This window comes from Paenibacillus sp. CF384 (assembly GCF_900106745.1).
In the GTDB taxonomy this organism is placed as follows: Bacteria; Bacillota; Bacilli; order Paenibacillales; family Paenibacillaceae; genus Paenibacillus_Z.
On sequence record NZ_FNNV01000001.1, the window covers coordinates 959030 to 979240 of the forward strand.

Sequence of the window (20211 nt, forward strand, 5' to 3'; positions counted from 1 at the left end):
GGCCGCGGCCATCTCTTTCTGTCATGTGTGAAGTGAAATTAGAACGCGGATTCAATATGTTTGAGTTCAGTGACAAGAAAGGGCTCGAGTGATTCACCTTGAACGGCTACAGCCGTGATTGCAACAACATCAAAGCGCACAGCAGTATGCTGCAGCTTATTCATGGACAAATATACCTCTGTTATAGACCTGACTTTCAGTTGTTTCCGTATATCTACGGATTCAGCAGCAGTACCGAATCTACCGCCTGCTCTTCGCGTTCGTACCTCAACTACGATAAGGATGGAATCTGTTTTTGCAACAATGTCCAATTCTCCCATTCGACATCGCCAATTGCGATGTATGATCGTATACCCCTGCTCTTTCAGGTATCGAACGGCTTCCTCTTCGCCAAACTTGCCAATCGCTTGTCTCGTATCGGTCCGGGATGTTCGGTTATCTGCTTTCAATCTCCGCTTCCACCCGCTTTACGATCCGATCGATAAACAAACGATAATATCTCCGCAACCAGTGTATAAAGCTCAGGCGGCACTTCTTGATCCACATCGAGCTTGGACAGCACTTCGACTAGAGAGGAATCCTGTTGAATCGGTACCCCGCTCTCTGCTGCTTTGTCCAGTATTGCCTCCGCCATCTTACCGCGGCCTTTGGCTACGACAACCGGAGCGTTGCGCTCTCCCGGCTCATATTTGAGTGCAACTGCTTTTTTATTATGCAAGAGATTATCTTGGGATTGTCCCTGTTTCTCTTTCTCGTTCATACGCGATAGTCTACTCCCTTGTATGGCTTCGTCGACCACTCGGTCGAACCCGGTCCAGCCGCCATTGTCTCCGAAGCGTTCATCCGTTCCGCCATTCGTTCCGGCATCGGAGTTGCTTTCAATGATAACAGTTGATAGCCGGCACGCTGCAGCGCTTCCGACAACTCAGCACGGGATGTCTCTATAAGTGAACCAGCCATGGGATGATCATTCCATAAGTTAAGACTGACGATTTTATCGACGACCTGTACATCTACGACAGTATCACCTAACGACTTCATGCGCAGATCAAATAAAAGTCTGCAATTATCTGCATCGAGCTCGCCTTTACGGCCGCGTCTTGTTTGAATGTGTACCGAGGCTGTCTGTCCTCCGTCTTGACCGTGCATCGGAATAAACATCGTCACATGCGACAACAACGAGCTGGTTTTCTCCGGGGATAACAGCAATTGCTGCCCCGTAATATGGGAAACGAGCTGCTGCGCCGTATCCCGAAGAGCCGGCGGCACATCATCCGAGGAAGCAAGCGTCATTAATGCGCTCTTCATTGATTCGTCGGCGGCGTTCTTGACGGCATCGAGCGAATCCGAAGAAGGCAGCACAGTCGGAAGCGACGTGTTTCCCTGCTGCAGCTGAACTCGATCATTGATCAAGCCGGCAACGACAGCATTCCGATCCAGGCCATCCTTCGGGGACTGACTAGTCGCAACAGCTTTGTTTTCTTGATGCGTTTGAATCGCGGGATCACTGGATTGTTTCAGCTGCTCCGGCTGCTTCACTGCTTGCTGCTGCTCTTCTGTAACTGCAGCTGCAAGCAGACGCTCATGATCGACGCCCAGCCATTTCATCATCTGGCCCACCCAGTTGGAGGATGATCCAGCCGGCTGCGGCGATGGGGCTGTAGTGCCAGCGTCTGCGGCATGATTGTGGGCTGCGCCATCCGGCGAAGCCGGCTTGGCAGCCCCGCCGCCAGGCGTGATTGGCGGGGCTGCTCGCGGCGCAGCTGCGGGCTGCGCGCTCGCCGCCGCAGCTGCGCCGCCGCCGCTCGGCGCGGCTGTGCCAGCCGCCGCGCCATCGCCCGCTGCGCTGCGCGCAGCGGGGGCGGGAGCAGCAGCGGACCCCGCTGCTCCCGCCGGCCCCGGCGCCGGCTGCGCCCCGGCCCCGCCCGGCGCTGCGCGCATCAACGCTGCGCCTTCGCGCAGCAGCGTTTGCAGCTTCGCTGCAGCCGCTTGCGCCGCCGACGGCGGCTGCGCGGCATCGCCCGCCGCTTCGCCGCCGGCGGACGACGCGCCGCTCCAAGCGGCAAGCCCCTGCTCCAGCGACTCCAGCAGCGTATGCGCCGGAGTGCCGGAGAGCGTCTGTGCAAGCGCTCCGATCGTCGCGCTTGTCATCGGCAGCCCGCGCTTATTCGCGAGCGCGGCCGCCTTTGCCCAAGCCTGCGCATCGCTGCCTTGCGGCATAGCAGTCAGCGCCTGCTTAAATTGACTCGCCGTCTCGCGAGTCAAAGTACCGCCCTCACGGCGCAAATCGCGCACAAGCTCCTGCGTCCATTTCTGCTCAGGCAGCCCTGATGCTTTCAGCCATTCTTTCAAGCTTGCTTCATTCATAGTGGCCGTTTGCTGATCAGCCAGCTTGAGAACAAGCATGCCATCGACAGACTGCGGCTGCACCTGAAGCAAGGTCGATTGTCCCGGCTGCAGCGGCGTTTCCAATTTAGCTTGTACTTGTGTCCCATTTATTTGAATGACCGCTTCCTGATCGTTTAACATCTTAACCAGCACGCCGCGTACAATTTGGCCGACCTTAAGCTCTAATGCCTTACTGTCGCCGGGCTGCACATCGCCAAGCAGTCCCTTCATCAATTGTCCGATCGATAATGACATAACGCGACCGCTTCCTTCCTGTCATACTTCCTATTCCCTGTCCTGGAACCGATGTTTATCCTATATCGTTATTATCGGCTCAGATGAGATACAGATTAACGCATCGATAATAAAAAACCGTCCATCCCAAATTATATAGGAACGAACGGTCAACACGCAGCTATTCTTCTCTAATTAGCATACTTCAGCTGTACGCATTACTAAAACAGCACCTGCTGCTCCATAAACAGCTTCCCAAGGAAGCTCTGCCGGTGCATCGGACTGGGACCGAGCTCCAGCAGCTTCTCCCGATGCAGCTTCGTCGCATAGCCTTTATGTATGGCAATTCCATAATCGGGATAAAGCTGATCCCATTCTCCCTTGCATAGCCGGTCTCGCGTAACCTTCGCAATAATCGAAGCAGCTGCGATAGACTGGCTTCTCGCATCTCCTTTAATAATGGACGCTTGCGGAAGGTCGATGTCCACCTTCTCCGCATCCACCAGCAAATAATCTGCCGGAACAGCAAGCAGCTCTACCGCTTGTTTCATGGCAAGTCTTGCAGCTTGCTTAATATTAATGGAATCAACCACTGCTGCATTCACGCAAGATACCGCCCAAGCTTCAGCCTGATCCATAATGAGCTCATACAGCTCCTCACGTTTCTTCTCCGACAGCTTCTTGGAATCATCGACGCCATCCAGAATCAAACCCTCCGGCAAAATAACGGCAGCAGCCACCACGTCGCCAAACAAGCAACCTCGCCCAACCTCATCGATGCCGGCAATATTCCGATAGCCTTGCTCCCATAACGGCTTCTCAAACTCCAACATCACAATCCCGCTCCCCCGAACACAAAATCCCCACAACAGCTACTTTTGCATTTCCAGCAATCCATTATCCATCATATACAAAACAAACGGCTACCTTACAATCAAGGCAGCCGTCCCAATGGCAAACTGCTGCATGTGAAGCCTCGGCTTCATACGCAATCCAATCTGCCTTCTACATGAAATCCTCCGGAGCTTCAAGCGAAAGCCGGCCCATATTACCTGCCCGCATCTCGCGCAAAATGATGCCCGACGTTTTCTCCAAATCAACGCGGCCTCCACTAATCAAGCAGCCACGCTTGCGACCGATATCCTCCATCAAACGGACGATTTCGTCATTGTCTTCGTAATCCTTCGGCGGGTCCTTCAAGCCGAAACGTTCCGACAGCATCGGCCAGTATCGCTTCGCCAGTTCTCTGACTGTGAAGAAAGCGACATCTTCGATGTTCAGAACCTGTTCACGAATCGCTCCTGTCATAGCAAGTCGTTGGCCAACGAGCGGATCCTCGAATTTCGGCCATAGAATACCGGGCGTATCGAGCAGCTCCATTTCCTTGCCGACTTTAATCCATTGTTGTCCTTTCGTCACACCCGGACGATCTCCGGTAGCCGCAATTGCACGGCCTGCTAAACGGTTGATGAGTGTCGACTTACCAACATTCGGAATGCCGACGATGAGTCCGCGAATGGCCCTCGGCGTAATCCCTTTGGATATTTGTCGTTCGATTTTGTCATGGAGCAGCTGCCTTACTTTAACCGGAATTTCATTGACGCGTGTACCAGTCGAAGAGTCGATAGATAAGCTGGTATAACCAAGGTCTGCAAAATAAGCCATCCATTTCTCAGTCGTACGCGCATCCGCCAAATCCGATTTGTTCAGCAAAATCAGTCTAGGCTTATTCAATAAAATTTCGTCAATCATCGGGTTCCGGCTCGAAAGCGGTACACGGGCATCCAGCAGCTCAATCGCAATATCGATCAGCTTGAGCTTCTCTTGGATTTCCCTTCTCGCTCTCGTCATATGACCGGGGAACCATTGAATGGTCATCTAACTACTTCACCTCATTTGTGTTTCACGAAAGAAATTTTGTCCATCGGCCAGAAAATGATATCCGCACGGCCAACGATCTCCTTCATCGATACGTAACCGATCATCCGGCTGTCCTTGCTGTTGCGGCGATTATCGCCAAATGCAAGGATCATTCCTTCAGGTACAACGTCGGTTGTAAAATTAGCATTCGGGAAATTACGGTCTGTTCCTTGGTTGTTGAAGATTTCACCGTTAGCTTTAGCATTCTCGATCGATTCCTTTAAATACGGCTCATCGACCTTCTTGTCATTAATGAACAAATCATCGCCTTCATATTTGACTTTATCGCCCGGTACGCCAATAACCCGTTTAATAAAATCCCTTCCCTCATCGGGAACATGAAAAACGACTACTTCGCCATGATGCGGTTCACGGATATCATAGATCACTTTGTTTACGATGAGTCGTTCCCCTGTATAGAAGGTTGGCTCCATCGACGGGCCATCTACAATGAACGGTGCAAACAAGAAATAACGGATCACAAGCACTAATATAGCTGCAATGGCGAGTGCTTTAACCCACTCAAACACTTCTTTCTGCGCGCGACTGCCGTTCGATCGATTAGATCTGGACGCGTTGATTGTAGGATCAACACCGTCTGCTGCAGCATGTCCATGATCACGTTGATTCGGTTCGTTCGACTCTTGTCCATTCTCTTCTGTGCGGTTTTGTTGATCCATTAAATCCACCCTCTTCTATGCTGGGTCTATTGTTAGTTATGTAAGTAAATCTAGTATTATAAAAAAACGAAAAGGGACTTGTTTGCGCAAGTCCCCTCTCTTGTCGATCATTAACGAATTTCTTTGATTCTCGCAGCTTTACCGCGAAGTTCGCGAAGATAGTACAGTTTCGCGCGGCGAACTTTACCACGACGAGCAACTTCGATCTTCTCAATCTTCGGCGAGTTAAGTGGGAAAGTTCTTTCCACACCAACACCGTACGAGATTTTACGCACTGTAAAAGTAGCACTGATACCGCCGCCGCGACGTTTAATAACAACGCCTTCGAACAGCTGTACACGCTCACGAGTTCCCTCGATAACCTTTACATGTACCTTCAACGTATCGCCTGGACGAAAGCTCGGAAGGTCAGTACGAAGATTTTCTTGTGCAATGATTTGTAAAAGATTCATTGTAGTTTTCACTCCTTCCACCATAGACGTTCTTATAAGCTAACCGGTAACAACTTGAAAACCGGATCATGGCTTTATAGCGGACCGTCCGACTTTGCAAAAGCAACATCTGAAATTATAACACACTGAGGCCCAGTAACACAATAACATTTCATAAACTTTTTAAACCATAGCAGCCAAGCTAGTTGTTCCTGCTTTGTTCCCTAGAACGGATCTGCTCATTCAGCCATTGACGTTCCTTCTTCGTAAGCTCCGCGGTCTCAAGCATCTCCGGACGACGTTCCAATGTGCGCAATATAGACTGCTGACGACGCCACACTTCTACATTGGCATGATGGCCGGACATGAGCACCTCAGGCACTTCCCAATCACGGAATACTGCCGGGCGTGTGTAATGCGGATGCTCCAGTAAACCTGTGCTGAAGGAATCCGTCACAGCCGAGTTCTCATTGCCGAGAACGCCGGGCAGGAGGCGAACGATACTATCGATCATAACCATTGCGGGAAGCTCGCCGCCGGTTAGCACATAATCCCCTAATGAGATTTCATCTGTCACCAAATGCTGACGAATGCGCTCATCATAGCCCTCATAATGACCGCATACAAACACAAGATGTTTATGAGCCGACAGTTCTTCGGCTTTCTTCTGTGTGTAAGGCTCCCCTTGCGGGCATAGCAGGATTACATGAGGCCGCTCAGCGCCTTCGGGCATCAAGTCCTCTACAGCAGCGAACAACGGCTCCGGCTTCAATACCATGCCACCGCCGCCGCCATAAGGATAGTCATCAACCGTATTATGCTTATTATTCGCATATTCGCGAAAGTTAACCGCATTCAGGCTGACAATTCCTTTATCCTTCGCTTTTCCAAGAATACTCGCTCCGAACACGCCGTGAAACATTTCCGGAAACAGCGTCAATACGTCAATGCGCATAACGTTAAATCAGCCCTTCCATCAGGTGAACCTTTACGACTTTGTCTTTCACGTTGACATCAAGCACGACTTCATCGATGACAGGAATCAAGATTTGTTTGCCCTTTGGCGGTTGAACGACCCAGACATCGTTAGCACCCGGAACGAGGATTTCGGTAATAGAACCAAGTATTGCGCCTTCGTCCGTTACTACTGTGCAGCCGATAATTTGATGCTGGTAGTACTCGCCCTCTTCCAGCTCAACAAGATCATCCTTGGAAACTTTAAGCTCCCAGCCTTTGTACTTCTCGACTTGATTGATATCCTCGAAGCCGCGGAACTTGATGATATACATGTTTTTGTGCAATCTTGCCGATGCCACCTCGAGCTCAAGCTGTTGCTTGGTTTCCGGGTTTAGCAACGTAAGTATTTTACGCGGAGCAAACCGCTCCTCAGGGAAATCCGTTTGGGATACGACCTTTACTTCACCGCGAATGCCGTGCGTATTCACAAGCTTACCTACCGATAGCCATTGATCCATTGTGTTCACCTATCTCTTTCGTAATTTAGCATCGAAAAAGGGCTAGGATACCTTCGTATCCTAACCCTGCTTCGATGTACGATCGCTACGAAACAATATCGACCATGACACGCTTTTGCGTTTTGACGGCTGCCGATGTGACAACCGTCCTAAGCGCTTTAGCAATCCGTCCCTGCTTACCAATGACTTTCCCAACATCGTCGGGATTCACGGATAACAGATAGACGGTGCCGCGATCGTCTTCTTTCACGTCGACACGTACGTCCTCCGGGTAATCCACTAAAGCCTTCGCTATGACAAGAATCAAATCTTTCATCACAATAGGCCCCCCGCATCGAGTAGTTATTTTTGAAGCTTCAGTTCATGAAGCTTAGTCATTACGCCTGCTTTGGAAAGCAAGTTGCGAACTGTGTCAGAAGCTTGAGCTCCGTCTTGAAGCCATTTAAGAGCTTTCTCTTCATCAATGTTCACTTGTGCCGGTTGTGCAACCGGGTTATAAGTGCCGATTTCTTCAATGAAGCGACCGTCACGTGGGGAACGGGAGTCCGATACAACCACACGGTAGAAAGGCGCTTTGTGCGCACCGATACGTTTCAAACGAATACGTACTGCCATGATAATTCACCTCCTTCAAAAAATTTCTGAGCTTTATATTAGAACGGGAATTTCATTCCTTTAGGAAGCATCCCTTTAAGACCCTTCATTCCGCCTTTAGGTCCTTTAGGACCCATCATCGACGAGAACTGCTTCATCATTTTCTTCATATCGTCGAACTGCTTGATGAGTCGGTTTACTTCCGCAATGGAAGTTCCGCTGCCTGTTGCAATCCGTTTACGTCTGCTGTGATTGAGAATTTCGGGCTTCTGCTTCTCGGCCTTCGTCATCGATTTCACGATCGCTTCGACACGTCCGATTTGCTTCTCATCCACCTTGAGGTTCTTCATATCCTTCATTTTGCCCATACCAGGCATCATGTCAAGCAATTGATCCAGCGGTCCGAGCTTGCGAACTTGTTCCATTTGGTCAAGGAAATCCTCAAAGGTGAATTCCGCTGTACGCATTTTGCGTTCCATCTCGGCCGCTTTCTCAGCGTCGATCGTAGAATGTGCTTTCTCGATCAGGGACAGCATATCGCCCATGCCGAGAATACGCGAAGCCATACGTTCCGGATGGAACGGCTCAAGCGGCTCAATCTTCTCGCCGGTTGCCGCGAATTTAATCGGGCAGCCTGTAACGGCTTTGACGGACAATGCGGCACCACCGCGCGTATCGCCGTCGAGCTTCGTCAGGATGACACCTGTCAGTTCAAGCTGGCTGTGGAAGCTTTGCGCTACGTTAACCGCTTCTTGACCTGTCATCGCATCTACGACAAGCAGTACTTCATCCGGCTTAGTTACATCATGGATTTGGCGAATCTCTCCCATGAGTGCCTCATCGATATGAAGTCGACCGGCTGTATCCACGATTACGTAATCATGACCGTTATCTTTGGCAAATTGCAGACCTGCACGAGCAATCTCAACCGGCGATGTTTGATCTCCAAGCGTGAAGACCGGAACACCGATTTGCTCACCTAATACTTGCAGCTGCTTGATGGCAGCGGGGCGATAAATATCGCCTGCAATCATTAGCGGCTTATGCTTGTCCTTGAGTAGAAGCTTCGCAAGCTTCGCAGTGGACGTTGTCTTACCAGCACCCTGCAAACCCGCCATTAGAATGACTGTCGGCGGCTTATTAGACTTCGCTAGCTTGGACTGCGTACCGCCCATAAGCTCGGTTAGTTCTTTATTTACGATGTCGACGACGACCATGCCGGGCGTGAAGCTCTTCATGACATCAAGTCCGACAGCCCGTTCCTTCACCTTTGCGATGAAATCCTTGACGACTTTGAAGTTAACGTCGGCTTCCAGAAGCGCCAATCGTACTTCACGCATCGCTTCGTTAACATCATCCTCAGACACTTTGCCTTTGCCGCGCAGTTTGCCGAATACATTCTGCAGTCTGCTGGACAACCCTTCAAATGCCATGATCGTCACCTCCTAGTCGCTGCTATGTAACACCTTGTATATGAGCACGAAAGCTCTGGGTGAGCTTGTGCAGTTCCATACTTAATTCCTTCTGCGTCACGACCTGCTCCACAAGCTCTTCGAGCTGGGCGAGCATGCGCGCTGTCGCTTCATGCTTGGCAAGCAGTTGAAGCTTGCCTTCATAACTCTCCAGTACCGTCTCTGCACGTTTAACATGCTCATAAACGGCCTGTCTGCTAATATCGAACTCAGCTGCAATTTCGCCAAGTGAATAATCGTCATGAAAATAATATTTCAGAAAGGTTTGCTGTTTCTCCGTAAGCAGCTTCTCGTAGAAGTCAAACAACATATTAATTCGGTTTGTCTTCGCCAATGCATCTGCTTCCGGAAGATGAGTTTTCTTCACCGAGGCGTCAGCTTCATGGACCGTCTTCATGCCAGCCACTCCTTTGCGTCAAGGCAAATACCTTTACATCAATTCCACGACGTTTATCATAGCTCAGCGGCCTATAGACTGTCAAGTATATTTACTTGTCACTAGGGCTGAAAGATGGAGATCGTCGCTTATCACCAGCTTTCAGCCTTCCTCAGTCTCTTCTTCGGTGCTTTGCAGAAGGCCTCCGAACAACGCATGAACGAACTGCTCGGAGTCAAACTCCTGCAAATCATCCATCTTCTCGCCAAGTCCGACGAGCTTCACCGGAAGATCGAGCTCATTACGGATGGCAATGACGATACCGCCTTTCGCCGTCCCGTCGAGCTTCGTCAGCACAAGACCGGTAACGCCGCTCTTCTCGCCGAACAGCTTCGCTTGACTGAGTGCGTTCTGACCGGTTGTCGCATCGAGCACCAGCAGTACTTCATGAGGCGCAGTTGGCACTTCACGCTGAATGACACGGAAAATTTTGTTCAGCTCTTCCATCAGGTTGTGCTTATTCTGCAGTCGGCCCGCCGTATCGCAAAGCAGGACATCTACTCCACGCTGCTTGGCCGCGTGGACGGCATCATACATAACTGCCGCAGGATCCGCGCCGGACTCTTGCTTAATCACATCGACGCCTACGCGTTTGCCCCAAACCTCAAGCTGCTCAATCGCGCCGGCACGGAAAGTATCTCCTGCTGCAAGCAATACGCTCTTGCCTTCGCTCTTGAACTTATGGGCCAGCTTGCCGATCGTTGTCGTCTTACCGACACCGTTCACGCCGACGAACAAAATAACAGTCATCCCTTGATCAGCCATACGCAGCTCTGCTTTCGCATTGCCTTTAAGCAATTCCACCAGCTTCTCCGAGAGGACAGGCTGCAAGTCGGCTGCATTTTCGATCTTGCGTTTCTTCACTTCGGCACGCAAATCATCGATTAGCTGCATAACCGTATTCACGCCAACGTCGGCGCCGATCAGAATTTCTTCAAGCTCTTCGTAGAAAGCTTCATCGATTTTTTTGCGACGCGTGATCAGCTCTTCGATTTTGCCAACGAACGCCGTTCTGGTCTTCGTCAGCCCTTCTTTGAACTTGGATGTTACCGCTTCGGTTTTCTGGGCAATGCTTTCTTTCAAACGTTTAAAGAAGCTCATGTTACAGTCCTCCATCCTTTACTTGCAAAAGCCGGGCTGTGACGCAGGGTGCGCCAAGCTCCGGCTTCTCATAGTACGTGTGTATTCGTGATTTTGATTCTTTTTATGCCGAGTATGCTTCGTCTTCGTCCTCGAGTCGTACCGATACCAGCTTCGAAACGCCGCCTTCTTCCATCGTAACCCCGTAAAGAACATCTGCTTCTTCCATTGTTCCTTTGCGGTGAGTAACGACGATAAATTGCGTCAATTCCGAGAACTCGCGCAAGTATTGCGCAAAGCGAGCAACGTTGGCTTCATCAAGTGCCGCTTCAACCTCATCGAGTACGCAGAACGGAACCGGCTTCACTTGCAGAATTGCAAACAGCAAGGCAATCGCGGTTAAAGCACGTTCACCACCGGAGAGGAGCTGCAAATTTTGCAGCTTCTTACCGGGAGGTTGAGCAACGATATCGATACCGCTGTCAAGAACCCGCTCCGGATCAACCATGATTAGATCCGCGCGTCCGCCGCCGAACAGCTTCGAGAAGACGACCACGAAATGGCCGCGAATCGCTTCGAATGTCGTACGGAATCGTTTGCTCATCTCTTCATCCATCTCGCGTATAACTTGATACAGCGTTGTCTTGGCTTCGATAAGGTCATTCTTCTGATCGTCCAGGAAGGTGTACCGTTCTTTGACACGCTCGTATTCATCGATCGCACCAAGGCTGACTTCGCCTAAGCTTGAAATACGACGCTTGAGATCACGCACCTCATTCTGTGCAGCCTGCACGTCCTCCGGCACAGGGTAGCGTTCCTTCGCAAGCTCATAGCTGAGCTCATATTCCTCACTCAGCTTGCGAAGCAGGTTGTCCAGCTCCACATCGAGTCGATTCGCGGCAATTTCGATCTGCCGCAATTGATCCTCAATGCTGCGAAGCTGTGCACGCTGCTCCTTCGTCTCACTCTCGCCTTGCTCCAAATCACGAGTCAGCTCTGCACGCTGTGCACGCTTAAGATCCGTCTGCTCGGAGCAGCCGTCCTTCTTCAGCTTCAGTGCGTTTAGCTGCTCGACCTGCTTCACACTCTCGGTTAGATGCTGCTCGGCTTCTTCCTCTTGGCGCTGCAGCATTTCACGCAGCCCGGCAAGCTCCTGCTTCGCACGACCGATATCCGATCGAACGCGAGTAGCTTGATCCTCGAATGACATTTTCTCCTGATCCGTCTTCGCGAGCGCGATCTTCAGATCCGTCAATTGATCCTGCAGCTGTTCCTTCGCCGATTCACCGGCTTTCCTGCGATCCTCCGCGGATCGGATCTCTTCCTGCAAGCGAGCCTCTTCCTTGGTCAGCACTTCAAGGCGGGTCTCCGCGTCCTGCGCGGATTGGCTAATCTGCTGTTTCTCGGACTTGTGACCGGCGCTGTCCGCTTGGAACAGCTGCGCTTGCTCATCCAAGTGACGCTTCTCGTTATCCAGCTGCTGAAGCTCTGCACGGATGTGCTGCTCCTCAATGCGCTGCTTCTCGCCTTGCTCCCGCAGATCATCTACATTCTGATTGCGGATGGATTGCTCCTTGCGCAAGTCGCTGATCTTGTCGCGAAGATTAACGAGCTGCCCGTCCGTTGAACGAATCTCTTGGTCCAATTGTTCGATTTGGCGCTGTCTTCCCAGCAGGTTGGCGCCTTTCTTCTGGATGCTTCCCCCGGTCATGGATCCGCCGGCATTGACGACATCGCCTTCGAGCGTTACGACGCGGAACCGATATTGGCATTTCGCCGCAATTCGGTTGGCATGCTCCAACGTTTCGGAGACCAGTACGTTGCCGAGCAGACTCTCGGCGATATGCGCATATTTCGCATCACAGGAGATCAGCTCTGCCGCTACGCCTACGAAACCGTCCATTCCCGAGATCGTGCGTTTATCATGCTCCGGAATATGACGTCCGCGAATGACATCCAGCGGGAGGAACGTTGCACGTCCAAGCTGTCGCTGCTTCAGGAAAGCAATCGCTGCGCGCGCGCTGCGTTCATCGTTCATGACAACATGCTGGAGCGCTCCGCCGAGTGCAGTCTCAATGGCAAGTTCCACTTTCTCAGGAACGCGAATCAGCTCCGCTACAGCACCATGTACGCCTTCCACGCCGCCGCTTGTGCGACGAGATGCTTTCAGGATTTCTTTGACGCCTTGCATGAAGCCGTCCAAATCATCCTGCATTTCCTTCATCGTATCGCGCCTTGAGGTGAGCGCCTCCAGCTTCTGCTCCCATTTGCGCACAGCAGACTGGGCTTCTTCAAGCAGCTTCTGTCCGTTCTGGAGATGCTCCGCTTCGGTAATGTAGCGATTCCGGACTTTATTAATCTCAGCAAGTGTAGCTTCGAGTCGTTGCTTAAGCTCCATTCGTCTGGCACTTACGCGCTCATGCTGCTCCTGCCACTTGGAATGCTCGTCGCCCAGCCGCTCCATTCTGCGCTGCAGCGCTTCTTCTTGCTGGAGAGCGTAACGAATCTCGTTGCGCAGCTGCGCCATCGTGCTCAGCACATCCAAGAGCTCGCCTTTGAGTGATTCTTCGGCATCGCCCGAAGCGGAAGCCGACGTACCAAGAAGCTGCGCCTCTTCTTCCGCAAGCTTGAAGCGAATCGAATTCAACTCATTCTCCAATGACGCTGCTTTGCCGCGGAACTCCGCTTCTTCCTTCGTCAATGCACCGATCCGTTCGTTTTGCGTCGCAATCGTTGCTTCCAGCTGCGTGCGATTCTGCTCCAGGTTCCGTTTGCGCTCTTTGAGTACCTCGCCGTAGCCTTCGCATTTCTCATACTCTTCGCTGTATTGCAGCATCGATTCATGCAAACGATCTAGCGCTTCCTCCAGTTCGCGAAGCTTGAACCGATCTTTCTCAAGCACCGCATCATGCTTGCTTACTACGGTTGATAAGGACAATTGTTCTTCTTGCAGCTTGCTCATGCGCGCATTGGAATCGCTCCATGAATGATGAACGGTTTCAATGTTATGTACATACATCGAAATTTCGGTCTGCTTCAGCTGTTCCCGCAGCAGCTTGAATTGTTTGGCTTTCTCGGATTGCACGCGCAGCGGCTCAACTTGATCCTCCAGCTCCGTGACCAAATCGTGGATCCGAAGCAGATTGGTTTCTGTTTCCTCCAGCTTCTTCTGGGCCTCGCGTTTGCGTGATTTATATTTGACGATTCCGGAAGCTTCCTCGAAGATTCCGCGTCGATCCTCGGAGCGCGTACTTAGAATTTCTTCAATACGGCCCTGTCCGATAATGGAATAGGCTTCTTTACCTATCCCTGTATCCATAAACAATTCTGTTATATCTTTCAGTCGGCATGACTGCTTGTTGATCAAATATTCGCTGTCACCGCTGCGATGCACACGGCGCGTGACCGTTACTTCGTTAAAATCAAGCGGAAGCGCGTTATCGGAATTATCCAACGTGAGCGATACTTCGCCGAAATTGACCGCTTTACGCGCATCGCTTCCCGCGAAAATAATGTCTTCCATCTTGCCGCCACGAAGACTCTTCGCGCTTTGTTCCCCTAATACCCAGCGAATGCTATCGCTGATATTGCTCTTACCGCTGCCGTTGGGGCCAACGACCGCCGTGATACCGCGGACGAATTCCAATTCCGTCTTGTCGGCAAACGACTTAAAGCCTGCTAATTCTATCCTTTTCAGGAACATCGCTTACCTTCACCTCAACGATTATTGTACCATAACTGTCCCAAAAGGTCAGGTCGAAAAACGTCGAAAAATGCCCGAAATCCGCAGTTCGCATGCCTTAAGCATCTGTTAAAGGAAGGCGTTTCCAAGTCCTGCATCCACCTCGCCCTGTAAATGCAAAAAATCCCGGTTACCAGTGGCGACCAGAATTTTGTTTCACATCGATGCTATGCCAACTTACGCCATGCTTCTGCGGCTGCCTGCTGCTCGGCTTCCTTCTTCGTTCGGCCTGAACCGGAGCCATAGCTGGTATCTCCGATAAAGACTTCCACAATGAACTCTCGATCATGCGCCGGACCGCGTTCTTCTACTATGCGATATTCGATCGTGCCCATTCCGGCGTGCTGTGCTTTCTCTTGCAGGTTCGATTTAAAATCCTTCACCAGCAAGCCGCCGTCGCTATCGATATGCGGAAACATATGCGCAGTCAGAAACGCACGAACCGCATCCAAGCCCTGATCCAAGTAAATGGCACCTACAAATGCTTCGAATAAATCCGCAAGCAGTGCAGGACGTTGTCGTCCGCCCAGCTGTTCCTCACCGCGTCCTAGAAGAACATGGGAGCCTAAATCCAGCAGATCCGCAAACCGTGCAAGCGAAGGTTCACAAACGATCGAAGCGCGCATGCGAGTCAACTGACCTTCCGGCCGTTCCGGAAATGTCTTGTACAGAAACTCGGAAACAGTTAACTGTAGAATCGCATCGCCGAGAAACTCCAGCCGTTCATTGTGCTCCATTGCGGTTTGGCGATGTTCGTTCACATAAGAGGTATGTGTAAATGCCTGTCTAAGAAGTCGGATGGTACGAAAATGGAGCTGCAGACGCTGCTGCAGCTCATCAAACTTATCATGCTTCATATTTTCTCATCACGATCGTTGCGTTATGACCGCCGAATCCGAAGGAATTGGACAATGCATAAGTGAGATCGGCTTTACGCGGAGTGTTCGGCACGTAATCGAGATCGCATTCCGGATCTTGATTCTCCAGGTTGATCGTCGGCGGAATAACGCCATTCTGCAGGGAAAGACCGAGAATAACGGCTTCCACACCGCCGGCAGCGCCAAGCAAGTGACCGGTCATCGACTTCGTTGAGCTTACAGCCAGCTTGTAGGCATGCTCACCGAATGTTTTCTTAATGGCCGTTGTCTCGGACTTGTCACCAACCGGAGTCGATGTACCGTGTGCATTAATGTAATCGATTTGGGACGGTTCGATTCCGCCGTCGCGAAGAGCTTTCACCATACAACGAGCAGCGCCATCCGGATCCGGCTCTGTCATATGATAAGCGTCGCCGCTCATGCCATAACCGACGATCTCCGCATAAATGCGAGCGCCGCGTTTCTGTGCATGTTCCAGCGATTCCAGAATCAATACGCCTGAGCCTTCGCCCATAACGAATCCGTCGCGGTCCACATCGAAAGGACGGGAAGCCTTAGTCGGCTCATCGTTTCTTGTCGACATTGCACGCAAGGAACAGAATCCAGCCATACCTGTCGGTCTGATCGTCGCTTCTGCGCCGCCGCAAATCATGACATCGGCGTCACCGCGCTGGATCATTTTGTAGGAATCACCAATGGAATGCGTTCCTGTTGCACAAGCTGTAACCGCTGTGCTGTTCGGACCTTTGGCACCGGTATTCATCGAAACTTGGCCGGAAGCCATGTTCGCAATCATCATCGGAATAAAGAATGGGCTAACGCGCTTCGGACCTTTTTCCAGCAAAATGTTATGCTGGTCCTCCCAAGTGCCCAGACCGCCGATACCCGAGCCGATCATAACGCCAACGCGCTCTGCATCGACTTCTTCGCCGATTTTGAGTGCGGCATCCTTAACAGCCAGTGTGCTCGCAACAACTGCGAATTGCACGAAACGGTCCATACGACGCGCTTCTTTCTTATCGATCTGATAATCTTCCGGGTTAAAGTTCTTGATTTCTGCGGCAATTCGAGTCGGATACTCAGAAACGTCGAAAGCTTCCACTAACGAGACGCCTGATTTCCCTTCCATTAAATTACCCCAAAACGTATTCAAATCGGAACCGAGCGAAGTCATAACCCCCATGCCCGTAACGACTACTCTCTGTTTCATACCTATTCACCTCTGATGGGAAACCCAATTGGTTAATCTATCTATAAAAACGCTAATGCGCTTACAGCAGTTATTATGGTAAAGCACAAGAATATGGAGAGAAGTCCCGCCTATAACAACGGGACTAATCATTTGTATTACTTAGCTAGGGAAGCTATGTAGTTCACTACTTCTCCCACACTGGTAATTTTCTCTGCATCTTCATCAGAGATTTCCATATCGAATTCATCTTCCAGCTCCATGACAAGTTCAACGACATCAAGAGAGTCAGCTCCAAGATCTTCTTTGAAAGAAGCCTCAAGAGACACCTCCGACTCGTCAACGCCAAGGCGGTCGACAACGATGCGCTTCACACGATCAAATACATCGGACATCCGGTTCACCTCCTCCATGGTATTATACGAGAATTGCGGACAAAATGCCATACCGACCATGTCCCAGCGGCGTCCCTGCGGACTTTCCGCCTAGATTACATGTACATGCCGCCATCCACGTGAATCGTTTGTCCGGTCATGTATCCCGCCGCGTTCGAAGCAAGGAAACGAACTGCAGCAGCAATATCCTGCGGGTCGCCGAGCCTTGCAAGCGGGATGTCCGCAGCAAGCTTCTCACGCATTTCTTGCGGCAATTTGTCTGTCATATCGGTTTGAATAAAGCCCGGTGCGACACAGTTCACTGTGATTCCACGGGAAGCCAGCTCGCGAGCTGACGCTTTCGTGAGTCCGATGACGCCTGCTTTCGCAGCCACATAGTTAGCCTGCCCCGGATTGCCCAGAACACCTACTACGGACGATATATTGATGATGCGTCCGGAACGCTGCTTCATCATTTGTCGAGTGACCGCTTTAATGCCATTGAATACGCCTTTGAGGTTCGTTTCGATGACTTGGTCGAACTCTTCTTCCTTCATCCGCATGATGAGGTTGTCGCGCGTAATACCCGCATTATTCACCAAAATATCGATGCTGCCGAACGTTTCCACGACTTGCTTGACCATGCCGTCGAACTCATCGGTCTTGCCTACGTTAGCTTTCAGCACCAGCGTGCGGCGGCCGAGCGCTTGGATTGTTTCCGCTGTTTCTGCTGCTGCCGCTTCACTACCTGAATAGTTGATTGCCACGTCTGCACCGGCTTCTGCCAATGCGATTGCGATGGATCGGCCGATTCCGCGGGATGCTCCTGTTACTAATGCGATTTTGCCAGAGAGATCTGCAAACATTGAGAACTTACCTCCTATCCTTTAATTACCCCCTAAATCCCCCTATATAGGGGGACCCCAAGGGTCTCCGACCCTCTGGACACCCGGAAGGTATAACGTTGGAGTTGCAGAGAATCGCTCGCGTGTGTTGTACGTGCGGGTCCTCGCTTTCGTCCCTTGTGCGGGACACGCTTTACCTTTTGTGCCGTTTAGCTACCTGTTGTCCCTTGCGGGACACTTGGTAACGTGGACTGCTCCAGAGACGCGCCGGTGGGGGTACGTGCTTATGCTCGCTTTCGTCCCATTCGGGACACGCTTTACCTTTGGTGCAGGCGTTGGGTCAGCCTGCGCCTGCGGCTGGCTTCTTGGGCCGGCTGCTTCGCATTTAGCCGTTAGGTCAAGGGCATGGCACCTGCGGTGCCACAGGGCCGTTCGCCTGATTGGCGAATTAGACCGACCCAGACCAACCAAACCAAGCCGCAAGCGGCTTTTAAAGAACGGCTGCTTTCAGCGAGTCTAGGCTGTTGATCGAGATGATGTTGACGGTTTTGTCGATTTTCTTGATTAGGCCAGCGAGTACGCTGCCTGATCCGATTTCGACGAAGGTGTCTACGCCTTGCTCGATCAAGTAGCGTACACTGTCTTCCCAGAGCACCGGCGAGTATACTTGCTCGGCCAAGAGCTTGCGGATTTCGTCTGCGTTTGTTACCGGCTGAGCCGTTACGTTTGCAATGACGGGTACGGAAGCATCGCTAAGTGAAATAGATGCCAGTACGCCTTCAAGACGATCGGCTGCTGGTTTCATTAGCGAAGAGTGGAACGGTCCGCTGACTTCGAGCGGAATAACACGTTTCGCTCCTGCTTCTTTGCCGCGTTCGACTACGCCCTGTACGCCTGCGGCTGTGCCGGAGACTACGATTTGGCCAGGGCAGTTGACGTTAGCCAGCTCCACTGCGCCTACTTCAGAAGATACTGCTGCACAGAGTGCTGCAAGCGCTTCGCGTTCTGCACCGAGAACGGCTGCCATTGCGCCTTGACCGCTTGGCACAGCTTGCTCCATGAACTCACCGCGAGCGCGTACGGTACGCACTGCGTCTTGGTATGAGAGCGTACCGGCAGCGACGAGTGCACTGTATTCGCCTAGGCTGTGGCCTGCAACGAAGTCGGGCTTCAAGCCGCGATCCTTCAATGCTTCCAGCAGAGCGATACTCACTGCCAGCAGTGCCGGCTGCGTATTCGCGGTTTGTTTCAACTGCTCTTCGGGTCCGTTGAAAATAATATCGCTCAGTTTAAAGCCGAGCGCTTCGTCCGCAGCGTCAATTACAGCTTTCGATGCGTCGAATGCTTCATATACGTCTTTGCCCATGCCGACGGCTTGCGCCCCCTGACCGGGAAAAACAAATGCGATTTTACCCAAGCTTCACTGCACCTCCGTGCTAATAAATGAATCTAAATATGCATGTATGATGGCATTGCTTCATTACCAGACAAGAACGGAAGCGCCCCAAGTCAAACCGCCTCCGAAGCCAACCAGCACCAGGTGATCGCCTTCCTTCACACGGTTCTGTTCGACCGCTTCAGCAAGGGCAATCGGAATCGATGCCGCCGACACGTTGCCGTACTTATCCAAATTAATCATGCACTTCTCTTCCGAGAGATCCAGACGGTTAAGAGCGGATTGAATGATACGGATGTTCGCTTGATGCGGGATGAGAAGATCGATCTTGCTCTTATCGAGACCTGCTTTGCGAAGCGCCTCTTCGGCTGCGTTCCCCATGATCCGTACTGCAAATTTATAGACCTCATTACCAGCCATATAAATATAATGTTGCTTGTTCTCGATGCTCTCCGGCGAGGAAGGAGTACGGGAGCCGCCTGCACACACTTTCAGCAGTTCACCGCCGGCGCCGTCTGCACCAAGCTCGAATGAGCGGAAACCGCGGCCTTCAGCCACTTGTCCAAGAACAACCGCACCTGCACCATCACCGAACAAAATGCAAGTGTTGCGGTCCGTATAATCCGTAATCCGGGAGAGACATTCTGCTCCAACGACCAGAACATGCTTGTACATACCCGTCGCGATCATATTTGAAGCCGTTGCAAGACCATAGATAAAGCCCGAGCAAGCGGCAGACAAATCAAAAGCAGCAGCTTTCTTAGCACCGAGCTTCTCTTGCAGCAGACAAGCTGTCGAAGGGAAGAACATATCCGGTGTAATGGTTGCTACGATGATCAAGTCCAGCTCTTCTGCCGAAATGCCAGCTGCTTCGAGCGCTTTCTTGGATGCATGCAGCGCCAAGTCCGATGTCGCCTGATCCGGAGCCGCAATGCGGCGTTCACGCATGCCGGTCCGCGTTACGATCCACTCGTCATTCGTTTCTACCATTTGTTCCAAATCTTTATTCGTCAAAATGCGTTCCGGCACATATTTGCCTGTGCCGATAATGCCTACGGGATGTAGCTGCATGGTCCC

At 51.6% G+C, this 20211-nt stretch carries 21 protein-coding genes; all 21 read right to left on the bottom strand.

The annotated features are described in order from the left end of the window. Positions 1 to 38 precede the first annotated feature (38 nt). The 21 genes from BLW29_RS04500 to BLW29_RS04600 all read right to left on the bottom strand — a co-directional run bounded on the left by BLW29_RS04500 (position 39) and on the right by BLW29_RS04600 (position 20205). Positions 39 to 449 (bottom strand): YraN family protein, encoded by a 411-nt coding sequence (locus BLW29_RS04500; RefSeq protein WP_090976567.1) that lies wholly within the window; start codon positions 447 to 449, stop codon positions 39 to 41. Then, positions 446 to 760: an EscU/YscU/HrcU family type III secretion system export apparatus switch protein gene (locus BLW29_RS04505; RefSeq protein WP_090976569.1), complete on the bottom strand. Its 315-nt coding sequence runs from the start codon at positions 758 to 760 to the stop codon at positions 446 to 448. Before BLW29_RS04505 ends, BLW29_RS04500 begins: the two co-directional genes overlap by 4 nt. Continuing rightward, a complete protein-coding gene (locus tag BLW29_RS04510; protein WP_090976571.1) occupies positions 757 to 2643 on the bottom strand; it encodes a flagellar hook-length control protein FliK in 1887 nt (628 codons plus the stop codon). Before BLW29_RS04510 ends, BLW29_RS04505 begins: the two co-directional genes overlap by 4 nt. A 200-nt stretch (positions 2644 to 2843) precedes the next feature. Further along, entirely contained in the window at positions 2844 to 3455 is a 612-nt protein-coding gene (locus BLW29_RS04515; protein WP_090976573.1) for a ribonuclease HII, read from the bottom strand. A 172-nt stretch (positions 3456 to 3627) separates the two neighbouring features. Beyond that, positions 3628 to 4500 carry a ribosome biogenesis GTPase YlqF gene (gene ylqF, locus BLW29_RS04520; RefSeq protein ID WP_090976575.1) on the bottom strand — a complete coding sequence of 291 codons (873 nt, stop codon included), beginning with the start codon at positions 4498 to 4500 and terminating at the stop codon, positions 3628 to 3630. Between the two features lie 14 nt (positions 4501 to 4514). Then, positions 4515 to 5222 carry a signal peptidase I gene (gene lepB, locus BLW29_RS04525; RefSeq protein ID WP_090976577.1) on the bottom strand — a complete coding sequence of 236 codons (708 nt, stop codon included), beginning with the start codon at positions 5220 to 5222 and terminating at the stop codon, positions 4515 to 4517. Positions 5223 to 5332: 110 nt separating this feature from the next. After that, positions 5333 to 5674, bottom strand: coding sequence for a 50S ribosomal protein L19 (gene rplS, locus BLW29_RS04530; protein ID WP_090976579.1), 342 nt, complete (start codon positions 5672 to 5674; stop codon positions 5333 to 5335). A 181-nt stretch (positions 5675 to 5855) separates the two neighbouring features. Beyond that, the gene (gene trmD / locus BLW29_RS04535; RefSeq protein WP_090976581.1) at positions 5856 to 6608 is read right to left on the bottom strand and encodes a tRNA (guanosine(37)-N1)-methyltransferase TrmD; all 753 of its coding nucleotides are present in this window, start codon (positions 6606 to 6608) and stop codon (positions 5856 to 5858) included. Between the two features lie 4 nt (positions 6609 to 6612). Beyond that, positions 6613 to 7128 carry a ribosome maturation factor RimM gene (gene rimM, locus BLW29_RS04540; protein ID WP_090976583.1) on the bottom strand — a complete coding sequence of 172 codons (516 nt, stop codon included), beginning with the start codon at positions 7126 to 7128 and terminating at the stop codon, positions 6613 to 6615. An 85-nt stretch (positions 7129 to 7213) separates the two neighbouring features. Next, positions 7214 to 7444 (bottom strand): KH domain-containing protein, encoded by a 231-nt coding sequence (locus tag BLW29_RS04545; protein WP_090976584.1) that lies wholly within the window; start codon positions 7442 to 7444, stop codon positions 7214 to 7216. A 26-nt stretch (positions 7445 to 7470) separates the two neighbouring features. Next, complete coding sequence (rpsP, locus tag BLW29_RS04550) at positions 7471 to 7743, bottom strand: 30S ribosomal protein S16 (protein ID WP_090976586.1); 273 nt, start codon at positions 7741 to 7743, stop codon at positions 7471 to 7473. Between the two features lie 38 nt (positions 7744 to 7781). Continuing rightward, the gene (ffh, locus tag BLW29_RS04555; protein WP_090976588.1) at positions 7782 to 9155 is read right to left on the bottom strand and encodes a signal recognition particle protein; all 1374 of its coding nucleotides are present in this window, start codon (positions 9153 to 9155) and stop codon (positions 7782 to 7784) included. Between the two features lie 22 nt (positions 9156 to 9177). After that, positions 9178 to 9504, bottom strand: coding sequence for a YlxM family DNA-binding protein (ylxM, locus tag BLW29_RS04560; RefSeq protein WP_371264681.1), 327 nt, complete (start codon positions 9502 to 9504; stop codon positions 9178 to 9180). 228 nt (positions 9505 to 9732) lie between these two features. Next, the gene (ftsY, locus tag BLW29_RS04565; protein ID WP_090976592.1) at positions 9733 to 10731 is read right to left on the bottom strand and encodes a signal recognition particle-docking protein FtsY; all 999 of its coding nucleotides are present in this window, start codon (positions 10729 to 10731) and stop codon (positions 9733 to 9735) included. A 103-nt stretch (positions 10732 to 10834) separates the two neighbouring features. Continuing rightward, positions 10835 to 14413: a chromosome segregation protein SMC gene (gene smc, locus BLW29_RS04570; RefSeq protein ID WP_090976594.1), complete on the bottom strand. Its 3579-nt coding sequence runs from the start codon at positions 14411 to 14413 to the stop codon at positions 10835 to 10837. 206 nt (positions 14414 to 14619) lie between these two features. After that, complete coding sequence (rnc, locus tag BLW29_RS04575; protein ID WP_090976596.1) at positions 14620 to 15309, bottom strand: ribonuclease III; 690 nt, start codon at positions 15307 to 15309, stop codon at positions 14620 to 14622. Beyond that, positions 15299 to 16540, bottom strand: a complete 1242-nt coding sequence (gene fabF / locus BLW29_RS04580) for a beta-ketoacyl-ACP synthase II (RefSeq protein WP_090976598.1) — start codon at positions 16538 to 16540, stop codon at positions 15299 to 15301. Before fabF ends, rnc begins: the two co-directional genes overlap by 11 nt. Positions 16541 to 16677: 137 nt before the next feature. Beyond that, complete coding sequence (gene acpP / locus BLW29_RS04585) at positions 16678 to 16914, bottom strand: acyl carrier protein (RefSeq protein ID WP_090976600.1); 237 nt, start codon at positions 16912 to 16914, stop codon at positions 16678 to 16680. A gap of 95 nt (positions 16915 to 17009) precedes the next feature. Beyond that, the gene (fabG, locus tag BLW29_RS04590) at positions 17010 to 17759 is read right to left on the bottom strand and encodes a 3-oxoacyl-[acyl-carrier-protein] reductase (RefSeq protein ID WP_090976602.1); all 750 of its coding nucleotides are present in this window, start codon (positions 17757 to 17759) and stop codon (positions 17010 to 17012) included. A 469-nt stretch (positions 17760 to 18228) separates the two neighbouring features. After that, positions 18229 to 19155, bottom strand: a complete 927-nt coding sequence (fabD, locus tag BLW29_RS04595; protein ID WP_090976603.1) for an ACP S-malonyltransferase — start codon at positions 19153 to 19155, stop codon at positions 18229 to 18231. 63 nt (positions 19156 to 19218) lie between these two features. After that, entirely contained in the window at positions 19219 to 20205 is a 987-nt protein-coding gene (locus BLW29_RS04600) for a beta-ketoacyl-ACP synthase III (RefSeq protein WP_090976604.1), read from the bottom strand. Positions 20206 to 20211 lie beyond the last annotated feature (6 nt).